The organism is Sedimenticola hydrogenitrophicus, assembly GCF_029017505.1.
GTDB classification, from domain to species: Bacteria; Pseudomonadota; Gammaproteobacteria; order Chromatiales; family Chromatiaceae; genus Sedimenticola; species Sedimenticola hydrogenitrophicus_A.
The window spans coordinates 1-17054 of sequence record NZ_JAQGEI010000040.1 but is presented as its reverse complement, the minus strand read 5'-3'; the positions used below and the strand labels follow the sequence as shown (position 1 = coordinate 17054).

Sequence of the window (17054 nt, the reverse complement as noted above, 5' to 3'; positions counted from 1 at the left end):
ACACGAGGCAAACCACCATGAAGAAGCGATTTATTGCAGTCCTGGGTGCCGCGCTGGTGGTGCCCACCGTGGCCCTGGCCGGTGCCGATGGCGACCTGGCGGAGAAGTTTTTCTCTAAAAACAATCCCACGCTGACCGCACAGGAAAAGGAAGCTATCGGCATTGCCAAACGATGGGCCGCCGGCACACCCACCGGCATGAAGCCCGTCGCGGGTCCCGATGGATCAGTCCGGTTCCTATTCGGTGCCCAACAGCCCAGCATTGTCTGTGCGGTCCTGCAGATCTGTGATGTGGCCCTGCAGCCCGGCGAGCTGGTCAACTCGATCCACCTGGGCGATACCGCCCGCTGGATGGTGGAACCGGCAATCACAGGTAGCGGAGCCAGTGAGATCCAACACCTCATCATCAAGCCGATGGATGTAGGCCTGGAAACCAGTCTGGTCGTCACCACGAACCGCCGCACCTATCACCTGCGGCTGCGATCACATCGGACCCAGTACATGCCGCAAGTGGCATTCTCCTATCCGGAGGACACGCTGGCGAAATGGGATGCGGTCCGTACCAGAGAGACACAAGAGCGCGAGGCCAGAACCATCCCTCAGACAGGCGAGTACCTGGGCAACCTGTCCTTCGATTATGCGCTGTCCGGAGAAGCCCGATGGAAGCCTGTACGGGTTTATAACGATGGTCGGAAGACCATCATTCAGATGCCTGAAACAATGGCGCAGACGGAGGCACCGAGCCTGCTGGTGGTTCGTAAGACCGGGGGATTTTTCAGCGATGATGAAACCGTGCTGGTTAACTACCGCGTACAGGGAGACCGCTACATCGTTGACCAGGTGTTTGATAAGGCGATCCTGATAGCCGGTGTCGGCAGCGATCAGGATCGGGTGACGATCAGCCGGGGAACCGACAACCGAAAAACAGGGGGATATGACCATGATGTTCAGTAGTCGTATGGCCGTCCTGATCCTGGTCCTGGCCGCAACCGGCTGTGCCACAACCAGTGGGCCAACTCAGTATGGCAACTACCTGAAAGATCAGCCGATCAGCGTGGACCAGCAGATCGCCAACGACGCGTTGAAACAACTGGCCATGCTGTATCCACCGGCAAAGACGCACCTCACGTTAAAACAACCCACCCCGGATGTATTCGGTAGCGAGCTGGTGAAAGGATTGCGGGAGGCAGGCTATGCGCTCCAGGAGTATTCACCCAAGGCGGATACAGTGGATGCAGGCTTACCGCTGATGTACGTCCTCGACCAGGCGAAAGAGGACCGCCTGTATCGCCTGACAATCCAGATCGGCAATCAAGCCATTAATCGGCCGTACCGGCAGGAGCAAGGCACAGTAACCCCCGCCGGGTACTGGGCACGCAAGGAGTGATGGTATGACAGATACAGTCGCAGACCAGATGGCCCCGGACGCCTCGCCGGGCAAAGTCAGCAAAAGGGGAGGTGTTCGCCGAGTCAACAACATGCCGGTCTATATCCTCGGCGCACTGATGGGGTCGTTTTTGTTAATCATGGCGCTTGTCGCGGCAGATCGTGCCGCCCAGCAAAATAAGCCCGCAGACACCAAACAGAAGCAGGGAGGCTCCACCAGCGTTTTCGCAAAGGACATAGCGGGGTCACATACAGACGGCTTTATACCGGCTGTAGCACCTCCTGTGCCGGAAGAAGATGCCCCTAAGCTGATCATCGCAAGGCCCGAGAATCCGGATCTCCCGCCCGTTCCGCCGCCAGCACTGAATCAACTGGCACCGTTACAAGCGCCGGTCAGGGACGAAGAGGCGGAACGTATACGGATGGCGAAGCTGCAGATGCTCCAGGAGGCCGCGAAGTCGAAAACCAATGTACAGATGACCTCACCGCGTAGTGCGCCATCGGTATCCAGCGTGCCCGACAACACCCCCCGTAACCGGCAGGAAATGATCGAGCGACTGGCGGCTGTACGGCAGCAGATAAACGCAGCAACTCGGGATGACCCCACCGCTGCCTACCAGGCTCGCCTGGAGCAGGTAAAAAGCACGATAGACAACCAGGCGGGCGGTGCCGGCGGTACTGGCGCAACGGGAGCCCCTGCGCTCCTACAAACCGCCGCCGTGTCCGATGGCTATAGCGCCAGCGGCGAAGACCGCTGGCGGCTGGGTTCCCGCACGGAAGCCCCCCGCTCTCCGTATGAGCTGCGGGCAGGCTACGTATTGCCCGCCACGCTGATTTCTGGAATCAACTCGCAGCTGCCGGGCCAGATCGTGGCCCAGGTCTCTCAGCACGTTTATGACACGCCTACCGGCCGCCATTTACTGATCCCGCAAGGGTCCCGCCTGGTCGGGACCTATTCAAGTGATGTGGCCTATGGCCAGTCGCGTGTTTTGGTCGCCTGGCAACGGGTCGTATTCCCGGACGGCAAGGCCCTGGACATTGGTTCAATGCCTGGTGCCGATGGCGCTGGATATGCAGGGTTCAACGACAAGACGAACAATCATTATCTCCGGATCTTCGGGTCCGCCCTGCTCATGTCAGGAGTCACGGCAGGCATTGCCCTGAGTCAGGATGATTCGGGTAGCAGCAGCGATAGCCAACGGTCTAGTGATGCCCTGAGCGAGGCACTGGGGCAGCAGCTCGGCCAGGTAACCGGGCAGATGGTCGCCAAGAACTTGAGCATTGCCCCAACCCTGGAAATACGCCCCGGTTTTCGATTTAACGTCATCGTCACGAAGGATCTGACGTTCTCGAAGCCATACCAGTCTTTTGATTATTAACGCCAAGGAGAAGCCCAATGATATGGAAAAATTTAGCCGCTAAAATCGCACTGGCCATTGCACTGACCTCCGGCCCGATACTGCCGGCAGTTCACGCCGGCGGCATCCCGGTTATCGATGTAACCAACATCATACAAACAACGGTCAGCGCCTCGGAATCGGTCAGCCAGACCCTCAAGCTGATTCAGCAGTATCAGACCCAACTGCAGCAGTATCAAAACATGCTGCAAAACACGACAGAGCCTTCGTCCTACATCTGGGACAATGCTGTCTCGACAATGAACAACCTCCGTAACCTCATCGACTCCCTCGCGTATTACAAAACTACGATGGGCAATGTCGATGCCTATCTATCGGAATTTGGTGATCTCAATTATTACGAAGCCTCTCCGTGCTTCAATCCTAGCGGCTTCTGCTCTCCAGCAGAACGGATAGCTCTGGACCAAGCCCGCCACCTCGGCTACTCGTCACAGAAACGGGCTAACAATGCGCTATTTCGCGGGTTGGACGCACAGCAGGACGCCCTGCAGAGCGACGCCAGCCGGTTAGAACAGCTCCAGACAGCCGCTGGAAACGCTGAAGGGCGTATGGAGGCCATCGGTTATGCCAACCAGCTCGCCAGCCAGCAGGCCAACCAGCTTCTACAGATCCGGGGACTCCTGATTGCCCAGCAGAATGCAGTAACCACACGAATGCAGGCACAGATGGCGGAAGAGGCAAGACAGGCGGCAGCCAGCAGAGGGCTGCGATCCGGTGCATTTACGTTGGGAACTAGCCCAACTAAGAACTGGGGTCCAAGCGATCTCTATTGAGGAAATAGCATGCGCACAATAATTATCTTTGGTCTTACTGTACTTCTATCTGGGTGCTTCTCTGAAGACCCGGCAGAAAACACCCCATTGCCGGAAGCTAATAACGCGAATTGCAAACCAGAGTTCATTGCCGCAATAGAGCCAAAATCCGCCCAAGAAAAGTTTGCTGGGGAATGCGCTAGGCAGGGCACTTTCAAACAGAGTCCAGAGAGAACTTGGGGACCAAGTGACCTTTATTAAAGGAGGTATCTAGTGAATGTGCTCTCTCGCCGCGTAAAGGGTATATTGCCGCTTTTCATCGTGTTATTGATATTCGCGATAGATGCCAATGCGGCTATCACTAATCTCAACCTTATGGATGAGATCGTTCTAAAATTCAAAGATAACGCCAGCAATTGGGCAAACACGATTGAGAATGCAGCCACTCGGCTTTTCTGGACCTTAGTGCTTATCTCGATGGTCTGGACATTCGGAATGATGTTGCTGCGCAAGGCCGATATAGGCGAGTTCTTTGCCGAGTTTTTTCGCTTTACTGTCTTTACTGGGTTTTTCTGGTGGCTCCTGGATAACGGACCGGCATTCGCCATGTCTATTATTGATTCTTTGATGCGCCTGGGTGGATCAGCCGCATCGATGACAGGATTAGCCAGTTCTTTCTCACCTTCAAGTATCGTAGACATTGGTTTTGTCTTGCTTGGTAAGGCTTTCGCTGAATCGAGCGGTTGGTCCCCGATAGATAGCTTCATTGGCATCATCTTAGCCCTGCTCATTCTCGCGCTCACTGCGCTAATCGCCGTGAATATGCTGCTGCTACTTATTTCGGCATGGATACTCGCCTACGGTGGAATATTTTTTCTTGGTTTCGGGGGCTCCCGCTGGACCTCTGATATGGCCATTAATTACTACAAAACTGTACTGGGCATAGCTGCCCAAATCATGACGATGATCCTTCTTGTAGGCATAGGTAAATCACTCATCTTTGACTACTACAACAACATGAAATCAGGGATCGACTTTTCAGAAATGGCTGTCGTCATGATTGTTGTACTCGTAATTTTCGTGCTTACCAACAAAGTGCCGCAGCTCATCTCTGGAATCATTACAGGCGCTAGCGTGGGGGGGATGGGCATCGGCCAATTCGGTGCCGGTGCAGCGGTGGGGGCTGCCGGTATGGCTGCCGCAGCTGCTGCAGTAGGCGGTGCAATGATAGCCGCCGGAGCCACGCAAGGCGCTGGGGGGGCTTCTGCCTTAATGGCCGCCTTCTCCCAGGCAAACGCCAACGTGGCGTCAGGCAGCGATGTGCTGACCAGCCTCTGGGGTGGCGGACCTGGTGGCGGAGGTGGCAGCGATCCCAGTGGTGGAGGACCTGGCGGCGAAGGATTACCGGGTACAGGAAATACCCCGCTTGCAGAGGCTGCCGGCTTTGCTTCTCCGATGGGTTCCGCGACCCCCTCCGGAGGCGATAACGGTGGAACTGCTGCGAGCGGTGGCAGCGACTCCGGAAATACTGTTGCCGATAGTGGTGGTGGCCAATCTTCGGCCGGCGGTGAATCCTCCGGCAGTGGCGGAGGCGCTACCAGCTCGGGCGGCGGAGGTTCCAATGGAGACGACAGCGTACCAGGCACGCAACAGACAGCCTCCGATTCCGGCACCAGCGCCACACAACAACCAAAGGGGGGCTTCATGGCCGCCGCCGCTATGGCAGCCAGCACAGCGACCAAGATAGCCGCCGACGCCGGCGCGAACTTGGCTAAAGGCTCCGGATCGATCGTTAAGGACAAAGCCGCCAATATCGTGGATTCAGCGAAGGGGGCCATAAAACAGACCGCTGGCGGAAAGATCGCATCGGAGATCCGCAACCCAGGATCAACCACCCAGGCACGCCAAGATAAGCAGGACATAGCCGCTGCCGGTGAGCTCAGAGAACAACTGCAAGCCGACGAGGCCCGCGATTTCCTCGCGGAGCACTCGGGGGCCGGTAGTGATAACACCCCTTCTTTCGGGGACAACAGCCTATCGGGTGAGGAAGCAGATCCTCAGTCGGAGGTCGCAGCCTTTGTGAACCGTGATAACGGCACACAAAACACGTGAATCAATCAAGGAGACAAACAATGCCAACGGAGATCCGGAAAACCAGACTGGTCGCTGTTATCGCTGCGCTTCTGACAGCGGTTCCGCCCTATTCAGCCAATGCGGCCTCGCAAGCGGAATGTTCCATTTGGATCTGTATGCCGGGAGGATTTCCCGCCGGCTGCGGTGCAGCCTATTCCGCAATGATCAGTCGCGTGAGACATCGCCAGCCCCCCCTCCCCGCTTTCAGCTCTTGTGCAGTAAATCCGCCTCCCGGAAGTGGCAGCCATATGACCTTTGATTATGGCCCTGCGGCCGAAATCGCCCCGCATCGGATATGCACTAGTTGGGATAATACAGACGCCGGTGATTGTAACGGTTGGAGAGACGTTCCCGGTCACTACATAAAAGGCAGAATATGCCAGCAGAACGATAACGGATCGGACCCACAAGGCTGCATTGCAACCAAGATGTATGGGGATGTTTTTATCGAAGGCACGCCGGCCGGGCCTACATTCTACTGGTAATCAATATGCCATTCGTTGCGGATCTGCCTCCCATAGAACAAGAGCGCGTCACCTGCGCGGTCTCGGCAGCAGTGAAATATGAGATACCTGCCAACATCGTGCTGGCCGTTGCTGAGAAAGAAGGCGGGAAGCCTGGTCAGTGGGTTCGTAATAAAAACGGCACCCACGATGTAGGCTCGATGCAGTTCAACACGGCATATCTGCAGGACCTGGAACAGTATGGGATTCAGGCGAACGATGTGGCGGCCACTGGCTGCTACCCGTTCGACCTGGCTGCCTGGCGATTGAGGCAGCACATCAGGAACGACCAAGGCGATCTGTGGACTCGGGCTGCTAACTATCACTCCCGGACGCCAAAATACAACGTGGTCTATCGAGCTGATCTGATAAAGAAGGCGACTAAATGGGCGGACTGGCTGGATAACCGACTGAATGCGAATGAGGTGGTTATACAAAAGACAGTGGCACCGCCCATAACCATGAAATCGAAGCAGGCCCCCGTTTATATCCCTCGGCAGGTTTTGAAAAGGGAATTGTGATGTCCGAGAAAAAACCAAGGATCAAGATCAGAAAATACGCGGACCCCATGGCGAAGGCGGCTATTTATCGCCTACGTCATGACGCGCTATTGATCGTGTCAAAACTGAACAACGACCGGAACGCCAATAACAAAAATCTGAAGCGTCAGATGGTGTTTGTTCAGGCACAGCTCTGTAAGGCCGCCCTGGCCGATGCGAGCATACCCACCGCAACCAAGAGGGCACTGATCGAATTCCAAGCCGCCACACTGGCGGAGAACATCCAGGATCGCCGAGGCTCACAGCGCCGGGGACTGGAACATAAAGGAGCAGCTTAAAATGGGCCGAATGGTTATTTTACTGAGCATGTTATTGATGGGTGCCATGACACAATCCGCCGGCGCCCAAGAGACGTATGCAGGCGCACCCGTATCAACCTTGGTCCGGGTGTCTTACCCGGATTCCAGCGCGAGGTTTCAACCAGCTCCGGACGTAGCCGAGATCCTGGCCGATGCCAAGGATGCGTCTGTGGTCTATGTCAGCGGCCGCACCAGCACAACCAGGCCTAGCGCAAAGGATGAAGCTCTGGCCTTCGCTCGGGCCGCTGCAGCACGGAAGTACCTGGTAGATCGAGGGGTATCGCCCCTGAAGATCATGGTCAATTACGCATCAGCCACCGACTTTGTAGCCGACAACACAACCCCAGCGGGAAAGCTGGAGAATCAACGGGTCGATATCGAGCTGGTCTATGTACCGATGTATTGATGCTGGATCGGCAAGGGAATGCCGCTCGCCCTGGGCCTAGCGGCAGCGACACCTGCCTAGTGGTGTGACTCGCCGGGAGAGACCGGCCTCGATTATTAGGGTATCCGGAGAATGCCCAGTTATTAACAACAAGCTTAGATAAAAGGACGAAATATGGCCAACTGGACGACTATGGAATTCTGCGCTCTACTCACCCCTTTTTCATCTGCCATGCCACTACCAGCCGCTATTTTATGGCTGACCTGTCTGATAACGCTGACACTGTTTGGTGGCAAAATACATCCAGTATTCGCGGAGAAAGAGAATAAATAAAAGGCCCAAACCCCGCCTTTTGCCCGGCCTTCTGGCCGGGATTTTTCATAAGAAGTTCTGCGACAGCCACACGCTCTGCTATCCCGGTCGGTCGCTCTCGACCGCCTGGTTGGCTCTTGGCTTCGTTTGATTTTATCCGCTACGTTCCGCTTCTTACTACTCCGTGGTGCGATCCTTCTTGAACGGGTCCGCCACCAGCGCAAGGAGCAGATGTGGGTAGATCCGCAAAGGCGCGCTGGAGTAGCGCACTGGTTCCCCGTGTGGTGCCCCAGGGGTCTAGGGGCCAGTAGTGGTCAAGCATTGGGAAATGAGGCATTATGAAGAAAAATCGTTGTACGAGACGATCGATAGTCTTTCAGGAAGCGGGGCCGGAATGCTCAATACGGATACCTCACCTGCGCTATCACCCCAAATAACGAACCACCGGGCAGCCGGTAAAAGACAAATGCTTATTAATAGAGTTGGTAACCCTATCGAGGACGGCTCAGTTCAATAGGCATTTATGTCGCATGCGAGGCATGCGGTATAAATGCTAAAAGGTTAGAGGGCACTGAGAATGGAAAAGGGAAAGGAAGAAAAGGATATCTACGAGCGATTCGTAAAATGGCAAGGTATCACGCGCGAACAGCTCGGTGCCACTTCCAATCTCGTCCTCGGTCTTGGTACCGGCCTTCTTGGTTTCGCGACCTTGCTCCTCCTGGAAGGTAAACTAACGGCTCCATGTGCCTTCGGCCTCGGGGTGCTTTCTTCGGGATTGCTCGCGCTATCTGTGGCATTGGCACTTTGGTGCTCACTAAACCGCCTTTCTGATTTCCGACTTACCGCACAGATCGCGCACCCCATAAAATATGACAGTCAAGAACTGGAAGAATTGAGAGAAGAATCGAGGCGTCTCGGTGAATGGACTTGGCGAATCTACCGCGCCCAGATTTGGAGCTTTGCGGTAGGAGGCGCTGCAATCGGCCTTGCCACGGTAATCCAGGTATTCTCGGCGGGTGGTAACGGTGCTGCCCTCTAACCATCGGCTCCAGGCGATTGCTGCCTTATAAGCTAGGCCCCCTTGCTCATAAAGCAGTCATAGAAATACGAACTGGATGAATGCACACCATAGGAGGAAAAACATGCGGTTATTGGCAATACTTGTTCTCATTAGCATATCTTCAGCATCGTACTCAGACGAAAGAATTCAGCTTCCAAACGGAATGGAATGTTGGACTAATCGTGCTGGGCATGTATATGGCTGTTCTGGTGGAGTTGGGGATACTACCGCACCCGCACCCCAACACTCGCCATCTACGTGTATCGAATTAGAAGCTGAAATCACCAGTATCAATCGTCGGTTACGTCAGGGCTATAGTTCTAGCCAAGGTCAAACACTCAAAGCCAAGCGGCGGGAGTTTGAAAGCTTGCATCGCAAACACTGTGATTGAATGACCGATGCTCAACGAATAAGGTTAGGTGCGACACACGAAATCAGATGATGAGACCAACGGGGTCATGATCGATCGAGTCTGTCCCAATGATACGAACTATGTACTATTCACCAGCAAATTCTTCAGACATTGGAGCAACCGATGAGGAAGGGATTTACTTTCATGATATTGGCGCCCGCTATCATATATATGATTGTTGTTAGAACAGTTAATGCGGGTTGGTTTGGGTATGATAACTATCAAGAGTGTGTGAGAGAGGTCCGTAAAGAAAAAATGGAAGCATGGTTCAATAGCATGTCATATGGGGATGCGAATAGGTATGCCGATGACGCTTGCTATGAGTATTTAGAAAAACAACGAGAATCAACTCGGAAGAAGCGAACCAGACAAACATATAGCGATGAAGATATTGCTGACGCAAGAAAGCAATACTATGAAGCATGCATGAACCCAACAAGCGATATTAAAGATAGTGGCTCGGCGGATTATAATTATGCGATTAGGTTAAAGCGATTGATGCCAATAACTTATTCAGAATATTGCGATTGTGCAGCGAACGCAATATTTCTGCCTAATAAGACATATGATTCTAAGTATGAGTTCATTGAGGCTACTGAGAGTGCCGTGAAGAAATGTACAGTAGAATATTTCCCCAAAATGCCTAAATTGTAGCAGTCGTTACTGACCTGACAGTTACCGGTTTGAGCCCGTACATGATTCTACTCATCGCATGGGTAGACACATATAACCTCGAGAATAGTTCGTTTTATAATATCTATTCGTTCGCCCTCTGAGGAAACAAAGTAAACCAGACCCTCTCGAGTACTATCCTCAAAATGACCTTCTTGTATTTGAGTAGATTGAACGAATCCGCTCACACCGGGAACATAAATCTGACCACAGCCAACTAGCCTAGCTGCAGTTAACATATCCCAAATATAACCTACCGATCGTACTTCGATCTCTGCATCAATGCCTAGCTCAAGCCTAGTCTTGTGTAGCAATTCACTAGTGGATAAGGCATGTTCATTTGACATACTGGCAGAAGGTCGCCAAGGCTGAAGTGCCTCAATTAATTTATCCAGATCTAACACATTTACCAACAATGTGAATAACTGATCAAATGGGAAACAAGAATGATCAATCAAATCTTTAACTATAACTCCAGAGTCGTCGAAGTGACCATCAATATAGATTTGTTCAACATGCTCTTTTAACTGCTCATTTCTCAAACTTATCGAATCCAACTTAGATAAGTTGATCCATCTAAGCATCCAAACTAATTCTCCCTCGTTCCACATTTCCTTACGTCTTCGAGTGGCATACAACATAATCCATTTATCTTCCATGTTTTCCACCAATCAAGGTTATTAATTCAAAGGGTTATTAGAGCTTTTTTACTGGATGGTTGACGACAAAAACAGTGAATATCTTGAACCCATCAGCTTGGTTCTGTAAAGCCAGGGTGTGAGATTATCAATTGGGTTACCCGTTAGTTTTCCAACCTAACCTTATCAGTTAGCCGCTATGCCAGTGAAATGTGAGTTCAAGCTACACCAGACCGGATAAGGTCACGAATTAGTGCGTTTAACGAAGTCGCTTTGCTTAACGACTGACGGTCAATCTTTCGCCTCATCAGGGCTCGATTGATGCGGTCTTTCAAAACATAAGGAAGCTTCGCGTCTGACTCTGACAAAGGGAAATGTTCATCTTCTCGTTGTTCAAGCGCCCAATAGTAAAAGGGGAAGTTACGTCGAACCTTCTTTGCCGCTTCTTCTTTCGACAAGCCGTCTTCTTCCATGAATATTTTAAACGCTGCAACTTGGGTGATGTTATCCTGTTTCTCAAACGCTTTGCAGTCATCAAGAGAGAGGCCATTCCACCACGCAACATCGGAGTCGCGCACCAGCGCTCTATCACTACTGTGGATCGCACAAGGTGGAGCGGGATGTTTGGACCCAAAGATCTTACCGAATAATCCCATACTGGTCTCCCTTGAATATAACAGCTAACTTTCTAGCATTTGTTTTTTTACCGGCTACCCGGCAGTTCGCTATTTGGGGTGATAGCGCAGGTGAGGTATCCGTATTGAGCATTCCGGCCCCGCTTCCTGAAAGACTATCGATCGTCTCGTACAACGATTATTCTTCATAATGCCTCATTTCCCAATGCTTGACCACTACAGACCCCGGTTGACCGGTCAAGGCTCCGGACCTCACTTCACCAGTCAACGGACCCGCACCTCGAACGCCGCGATCCCGAGTTCCTTACACAGCTTCCACAGGGTTTCCAGCTTCTTGAAGACCCGCCAGCTCACTCGCCCTCTAACATGCTCGTTTCGACGACGTAGTTTGGCTCTATCGCCATGCCCGTATCGGTCGGCGCAATGCGCACCCGCCCCCCGTCCTCGTCCTCTAGTGCTATCCAATGAAAATCCTCATCGCCTGGATCACGCCATTCCGGCTTGATTACAACTGTGTCGCCCTTCTTGATCATGTATATCTTCTCCTCGCCAAAGTGCTTTGTTCTGGATTCTCGGTTACTTTACCGTTCGCCTTATCACTGAAACAGGGAGTTCTGACTGGCTCCTTATCTCAGGCGAAGCATATGGAGCACCCCAGGCAAGCCAAGCCGGGTTAACGCCAAGGACAGCAGCCAGTGCTGCTAGGCATCTGGGCCGCATAGATTTGCCGATTTCGATCTTTTGAATCGCGGCCTTATTTGATCCGGCAAGGTCTCCAAGCTGTCCTTGCGTCAGTCCATTGGCCATTCTTAATGTTCGTACCCGTTCGCCGATCCCGGCTTCGGCTGATTCGTGATTCTGGATGAGTTTAACAAGCTGTTTCTTATCCACTATCATCTCTTCCTAAACTGTCAAAACACGCTGACGGTCAAAAAGACCCCAATCGTCGATGCTGTAATAACCAGGCGGGCTATCCTGCGGTGACCGGTGATAGGTGATCACCACCTCAAAATCACGGCGCAACATAGCGAAAATGCGTATTGTCGTCGCCCTGCTCTCTCCGAACTCCACCGAGAGTTCTTCGATAGTTACCCACCCGTGCGAATGGTGGAGCAGGCGCAACAACTCTATGGCCCGTTGCCCTTGTGTATAAACTGCATCCGCCATTGCCCCTATTTCCTCTGTTGATCGTGCCGGCGCCACTTGTCGTACGAATAGAATCCAGCTTCTTGAATACTCGGCCCTGGGCGCCTCACCATCCCGATAGGCCGCCTCGCTATCCCGATTGGTCCGATGCTGATCACCGTGTTCGGAAAACCCGAATACGGTCAATGGGCGCGACCGTTTATGCGTAACTGAGCGAACCTTACCGAACCCGCACCTCGAACCCCGCGATCCCGAGTTCCTTGCACAGCTTCCACAGGGTTTCCAGCTTCTTGAATACTCGGACCTGGCCACGCCGGGTTTTCATTTCGCGCTGCTCCAGGCGGCCGGTGTTGATCACCACGGTAAAGCCGGGGAGATCGAGGGGCCGGGGCACGGCCGCCAGGCGGAGATCCACGCCGGCCTGGACCAGGGTACGGATTTCGACTTCGTTCATGGGGTAGGGTCTGCCAAAAGTGCCGGTTTTGGTAAAATAGTAAGTAGGTAACCAATATATATAGTCTTGGTTACCAGATCAAGCGGTTAGGAGGGGCCGGGGCGGTCGCTTCTGGCGGGGTGATTTAACATAGCGTCCGTTATCGGCACTGACAAATACCGTGGACACGGGCAAATTGGTCCGGCGGCCACAGGCCGCGAACTGCTGCGAACTGCTGCGAACTGCTGCGAACTGCTGCGAACTGCTGCGATTGATTATGGATCATTAGCAAGCCGGCTACCTTTGAAATGCAATATGCTATTACCAAGGTTGAACAGCTTTGGAATTAGTTCACCATGGCATGCTTCAATAAAAGGTAAAACGTCCTCACCTGCAACGACTTCAGGACGAAATATCACTTTTCCCTGTTTATCACGATACGGCTGCTTGTAGCGATACGTTTCGAATTCTAAGTGATCCCACTTGTTTGAAATTCTGATCAGATGCTTATGTTTGATGGTGTTGACGTAACCTTTCACTTTATTGAAGGTGCAATCCAACATGAAATCCATAAGCTCATCATAGAAGCACATGCTCTTGTATTTATTAATGAAGTTTTCATTCCATTTAATTCCCATAGAGTCAGGCTTATCCACGGGAATGAAAAGATTTAACAAATAAGGGAACGAGTCGAGTAAGGCATGGAGGCTATTAAGAAATGCTGCAATATGAGCCTCGTAGACATACCTAAGTGGGACGGTTTCGCCGGCGCGGCGATAACCTGGGTTTGAGATCCTATCTAGCCTTAGACCCCCCTCTTCCGAAGCGTCCACAAGGCAGATGTAATGGTACTCGCAGTACTGGAGCCAACGATGGATCGACTGGGTGCAAACCTCCAGTTTCTCGAAATCAGTATCTTCAGCATTAAGTTCCTGCTGTTTCAGGCTAAGAAACTTTCCAATTTCAAGCTTTTGCCCCATGTTTCCCTGAACACTCCAGTGATCGCCCGGATTCAGACACGTCAGCGCTGACATCGCCTGGAACCCGTTTCTTTTGAAGGTCGCACCTATCCTGAATTCTTCATCGAGAATCGAGATCGAGATCGAGATCGAGATAGCGGGCGCGACCGAATGTCTTCAGCCAGCCTTGCCAAGGCAGAGGAGTCGCGCGTTTCGCACTCCCATATCACAATAACCTCCCAGCCGGCCGCCGCCAGCTCGGCGCACTGACGGTGATCCCTCTCCATGTTGCCATCAAGTTTGCGCGTCCAGTATTCAAGGCGCGAACGCGGACGCTTGGCCGCCGCACAGCCAGGATGCTGATGCCAGAAGCAGCCATGCACGAACAGTGCAATACGGCGACTTGGAAAGACCAGATCAGGAGAACCGGGCAAGCGTCGGTCATGAAGTCGGTAACGAAGTCCGGCGGCGTGAAGGAAGCGGCGAACAGCCATCTCTGGTGTAGTGTCGCGGGAGCAAACAGCACGCATCGTGCGGCTTCTCTGCTCCGGTGTTTCCTTCATTCTCTACCCGATTATTGGCGGAATTCGATCTTTAGGCTGGGATCGGTTTCAACGTCTTCAATAATTTCATTGTAACGCGTGACCAGATCCCCGACAGCAACACGCCGCCCTTCCGCTGCAAACTTGCCAAGTTCATACAGGTTAAGGGCAATGAACTGCTCGACTTCGAAAATGTCGATCCGTTCACCTAACCCAGCATTCTCTGCCAGAACCTCGGCGGCAGCCAGCCCGCGAGCCGTGGTTACGATGATGGGTCTATGGCTATCATCGATATTGTCCTGGCAGCGATGAACTATAGCCTCACCAGGGGCTGTGGTGACGTGGATAGCTACATCACCAATGAAGAAATCACCAGCCCGGCCGGTCTGTGCATCAGACGTAGAAAAGCTATTGTGCTCAAAGGAGCCATTACCAAGAGCGCAATCAAGTTTTGCACCGACCAGGTGCTGCAGCACTGCGCCTGCGTACTGCATACCCGGCGCCTTGCGCTGCCTTTCTTCGGCCTGGCTAATCACGTGGCGAACCAATGTGCGAAGGCTGCGAGACGCATCAAGCTTGATCTTGAAAGGCTTCGCCGAAAAGAACTCGTGCACGCGCTCGATCCAAAACGCCTCTACTGCATCCAGATCAACGACTCCACCGTCAGCCAAGTTATTGAGGAAAACCACATACTCGCGCATGTTCCCAATACTGCCGCGACTGGTGCGCCCGCCTTCAGCCGCTAAAACGCGGGTGATGCCGTGGCGTTTTAACACTGCTTGCACGGCACCTTTGCCCAAGCCGAGAACTTGGCCACCGCCTCCAGTAAGCAGGCTTTCAGAGTCAAGGGGGAGACCCTTGTTTCGCGCGTGTTGAGTAGTAACAAGAGCAACGCATAACGGACCTTTGCGGCTGAACTTTCGCTCTTTGTTGAATTCACATAGCGCTTCCACTAAATCCGTCATTACGCCGCCTTCTTTGCTGCTGTTAAGGCAGCAGAAAGCATCGGTTCAAGGATATATTCGGCGAGAAAGCGGACCACGGGCACAGCCACGCCATCACCAGCAAGGTGGTAGGCTTCGTTATAGTTTTTAGGTAGCAGGTAAGTATCAGGTAGCCCCATCAAACGGGCAGCTTCGCGAGGTGACAAAAGGCGCGACCGAACCCGCTTGCCATTTATGACCATGATGGTTTGACGGCTCGAACCACCCGACGGGGTACGCAGGCACCCCGCAATATCATCGAAGCGAATTTCCGCACGCTGTACTTTTTCACCGTTGACGCCATTCGCACGGGTACGCTTATAGATAGTCCCAACCATCTTGCGGCCTGCTTTTTTTGCAGCATCGACCTTCGCTAGGTTACGAGGGCTCATCATGGCCAGCAGTTTCTTTGTCTCTGCTGCTGTATGCCAGGTGACGCCCTGTGGCTTGTCTTCTACCAGGTCAGCAAAAATAGAGGTGCGGGCATGAGGTAGGGGCATCTGCCACCAAACCCATGAGTTTTGCGAGCGTTTTGATAGCTTTCTGTAAGCCTCTATAAGTGCCGCCGGGTGCCATTCCACCCCCGGCTTTTCGGTGATTAACTCGCGTGGGATCGTTACAGGCTTTTTAACGGCGATAATGAACAGCCGCGGCCGGGATTGCGGAAGAAATCTAACCGCATTCACAACAACTGCGCCAAAGCGGTAGCCTGCACCGGCAAGGGCGGAGCTGATCGCGGCGAAGTCTTTTCCTTCGTGAGAGCTAATAGCACCCCAGACATTTTCAAGGACAACTATATGAGGAGCGCGATCTTCGTCATCCAGCGCCTTCATCAGCTTCCAGAACGGCCAGAACGTGCCGGAGCGATCCCCTTTAAGTCCGGCGCCAGCACCAGCAAGGGAAAGGTCCTGACAAGGAAACGATGCCCAAGCTAAATCCGCGTGACCCGGCAGATCATCCGTAGTCAACGCAGCCACATCACCGACGTGCAGATGATCTGCGCCCCAGTTCGCCGCATAGCTGGCCGCCTTCTTAGAATCAAAGTCATTGGCGAACAGGCAGTCCCATTCGGGGCCTAACCCAGCCCGAGCCATGCCCCCGCCGGCGAAAAACTCATAAAAGTCGCCCATTTTTCTCCCCTTCTCCCTCGCCTTCAAGGCGGTTTGTTAGACTTTCCCGACTTAACTTCTCCTGAATCGCTTCAGCAATCCAAGTATTGCGTGATACGCAGCCAGCACGGCGGGAGCATTCGGTGTCGATAGCTTCCAGCATTTCCGACGGAAGTCGCACGCTAAAACGCCTCAAAGAGGCGTGCAGGTCTTTTAAGTAGGATTTCATTTGTGTCAGTGTGGCGCCACATTGGCATTTTGTCGAGAAATCCCCGCAGAAACTTGACGAATAACAGGTAACCGTCAAACATATGCTAAACAACATCCGACAAGAGGAAGCGCCAAATGCAGACCTTAACACTTGAGCAGCTTCGTGCAACAACTGCCGCCGGTGGTGTCACTGGCGTAACGCTTAAAGCCCAAGGCGGAGCGTTCTATGTCGCCGTGACCACCCGGGCGGGGGAAGCTGTACTTGTGCTGACCCGCAGCAAGGAACCGCGTGGTTTTGCCGACCCCCGCAAAGCTATGGAGCTATTGCGCGGAGTGGGCATCGCGGCTGGAGCATTTGATATCACGCAATGGAATCCTAAACAGGGTAGTTTACGCCCTAGCCGTCCAGACGCGGCCAGGGCTATGAAACACGCTCACTCCACAAGAAAACAGCAGGGCACTGTCTAAACTGGGGGTCAACGGTGCAAATTACGAGGGTGTTCAAAAC

The 17054-nt window shown here is 53.1% G+C and carries 22 protein-coding genes; 12 read left to right on the top strand and 10 right to left on the bottom strand.

Features of this window, described 5'->3' with window-relative positions:
- Positions 1-17: 17 nt before the first annotated feature.
- The 11 genes from trbG to O9K64_RS19940 all read left to right on the top strand — a co-directional run bounded on the left by trbG (position 18) and on the right by O9K64_RS19940 (position 9873).
- Positions 18-953 (top strand): P-type conjugative transfer protein TrbG, encoded by a 936-nt coding sequence (gene trbG / locus O9K64_RS19985; protein WP_275099872.1) that lies wholly within the window; start codon positions 18-20, stop codon positions 951-953.
- Entirely contained in the window at positions 934-1386 is a 453-nt protein-coding gene (locus O9K64_RS19980; RefSeq protein WP_275099871.1) for a conjugal transfer protein TrbH, read from the top strand. The genes trbG and O9K64_RS19980 overlap by 20 nt, the downstream gene beginning before the upstream one ends.
- A 4-nt stretch (positions 1387-1390) precedes the next feature.
- A complete protein-coding gene (locus O9K64_RS19975; protein WP_275099870.1) occupies positions 1391-2764 on the top strand; it encodes a TrbI/VirB10 family protein in 1374 nt (457 codons plus the stop codon).
- 17 nt (positions 2765-2781) lie between these two features.
- The gene (trbJ, locus tag O9K64_RS19970; RefSeq protein WP_275099869.1) at positions 2782-3576 is read left to right on the top strand and encodes a P-type conjugative transfer protein TrbJ; all 795 of its coding nucleotides are present in this window, start codon (positions 2782-2784) and stop codon (positions 3574-3576) included.
- A gap of 9 nt (positions 3577-3585) precedes the next feature.
- On the top strand, positions 3586-3816 hold the full coding sequence (gene trbK, locus O9K64_RS23825; RefSeq protein WP_420493185.1) for an entry exclusion lipoprotein TrbK: 231 nt from the start codon (positions 3586-3588) through the stop codon (positions 3814-3816).
- Positions 3817-3828: 12 nt separating this feature from the next.
- Complete coding sequence (gene trbL, locus O9K64_RS19965) at positions 3829-5667, top strand: P-type conjugative transfer protein TrbL (protein WP_275099868.1); 1839 nt, start codon at positions 3829-3831, stop codon at positions 5665-5667.
- Positions 5668-6178: 511 nt separating this feature from the next.
- Positions 6179-6712 (top strand): conjugal transfer protein TrbN, encoded by a 534-nt coding sequence (locus O9K64_RS19960; RefSeq protein WP_275099867.1) that lies wholly within the window; start codon positions 6179-6181, stop codon positions 6710-6712.
- Positions 6712-7029, top strand: coding sequence for a hypothetical protein (locus tag O9K64_RS19955; RefSeq protein ID WP_275099866.1), 318 nt, complete (start codon positions 6712-6714; stop codon positions 7027-7029). Before O9K64_RS19960 ends, O9K64_RS19955 begins: the two co-directional genes overlap by 1 nt.
- Position 7030: 1 nt before the next feature.
- Positions 7031-7456, top strand: a complete 426-nt coding sequence (locus O9K64_RS19950) for an OmpA family protein (protein ID WP_275099865.1) — start codon at positions 7031-7033, stop codon at positions 7454-7456.
- An 868-nt stretch (positions 7457-8324) separates the two neighbouring features.
- The gene (locus O9K64_RS19945) at positions 8325-8786 is read left to right on the top strand and encodes a hypothetical protein (RefSeq protein WP_275099864.1); all 462 of its coding nucleotides are present in this window, start codon (positions 8325-8327) and stop codon (positions 8784-8786) included.
- A 556-nt stretch (positions 8787-9342) separates the two neighbouring features.
- Positions 9343-9873: a hypothetical protein gene (locus tag O9K64_RS19940; protein WP_275099863.1), complete on the top strand. Its 531-nt coding sequence runs from the start codon at positions 9343-9345 to the stop codon at positions 9871-9873.
- Positions 9874-9920: 47 nt separating this feature from the next.
- Here O9K64_RS19940 and O9K64_RS19935 read toward each other — a convergent pair whose 3' ends face one another.
- The 10 genes from O9K64_RS19935 to O9K64_RS19890 all read right to left on the bottom strand — a co-directional run bounded on the left by O9K64_RS19935 (position 9921) and on the right by O9K64_RS19890 (position 16357).
- Positions 9921-10550 (bottom strand): hypothetical protein, encoded by a 630-nt coding sequence (locus tag O9K64_RS19935; RefSeq protein ID WP_275099862.1) that lies wholly within the window; start codon positions 10548-10550, stop codon positions 9921-9923.
- Positions 10551-10747: 197 nt separating this feature from the next.
- On the bottom strand, positions 10748-11185 hold the full coding sequence (locus O9K64_RS19930) for a hypothetical protein (RefSeq protein ID WP_275099861.1): 438 nt from the start codon (positions 11183-11185) through the stop codon (positions 10748-10750).
- 329 nt (positions 11186-11514) lie between these two features.
- On the bottom strand, positions 11515-11697 hold the full coding sequence (locus O9K64_RS19925; RefSeq protein WP_275099860.1) for a hypothetical protein: 183 nt from the start codon (positions 11695-11697) through the stop codon (positions 11515-11517).
- 43 nt (positions 11698-11740) lie between these two features.
- Positions 11741-12055, bottom strand: coding sequence for a helix-turn-helix domain-containing protein (locus O9K64_RS19920; RefSeq protein ID WP_275099859.1), 315 nt, complete (start codon positions 12053-12055; stop codon positions 11741-11743).
- Between the two features lie 12 nt (positions 12056-12067).
- Complete coding sequence (locus O9K64_RS19915; RefSeq protein ID WP_275099858.1) at positions 12068-12331, bottom strand: hypothetical protein; 264 nt, start codon at positions 12329-12331, stop codon at positions 12068-12070.
- A 199-nt stretch (positions 12332-12530) separates the two neighbouring features.
- Complete coding sequence (locus tag O9K64_RS19910) at positions 12531-12764, bottom strand: hypothetical protein (protein ID WP_260292388.1); 234 nt, start codon at positions 12762-12764, stop codon at positions 12531-12533.
- Positions 12765-13018: 254 nt separating this feature from the next.
- On the bottom strand, positions 13019-13777 hold the full coding sequence (locus O9K64_RS19905; protein ID WP_275099857.1) for a hypothetical protein: 759 nt from the start codon (positions 13775-13777) through the stop codon (positions 13019-13021).
- A gap of 32 nt (positions 13778-13809) precedes the next feature.
- A complete protein-coding gene (locus tag O9K64_RS19900; RefSeq protein ID WP_275099856.1) occupies positions 13810-14265 on the bottom strand; it encodes a very short patch repair endonuclease in 456 nt (151 codons plus the stop codon).
- Positions 14266-14276: 11 nt separating this feature from the next.
- Positions 14277-15209, bottom strand: a complete 933-nt coding sequence (locus tag O9K64_RS19895) for a DUF4928 family protein (RefSeq protein WP_275099855.1) — start codon at positions 15207-15209, stop codon at positions 14277-14279.
- Positions 15209-16357 (bottom strand): DNA cytosine methyltransferase, encoded by a 1149-nt coding sequence (locus O9K64_RS19890; RefSeq protein WP_275099854.1) that lies wholly within the window; start codon positions 16355-16357, stop codon positions 15209-15211. The genes O9K64_RS19895 and O9K64_RS19890 overlap by 1 nt, the downstream gene beginning before the upstream one ends.
- A 324-nt stretch (positions 16358-16681) precedes the next feature.
- On the opposite strand from O9K64_RS19890, the gene O9K64_RS19885 reads away from it, so the two are divergent.
- Positions 16682-17014 (top strand): hypothetical protein, encoded by a 333-nt coding sequence (locus tag O9K64_RS19885; protein WP_275099853.1) that lies wholly within the window; start codon positions 16682-16684, stop codon positions 17012-17014.
- The last annotated feature ends 40 nt before the right edge of the window (positions 17015-17054 follow it).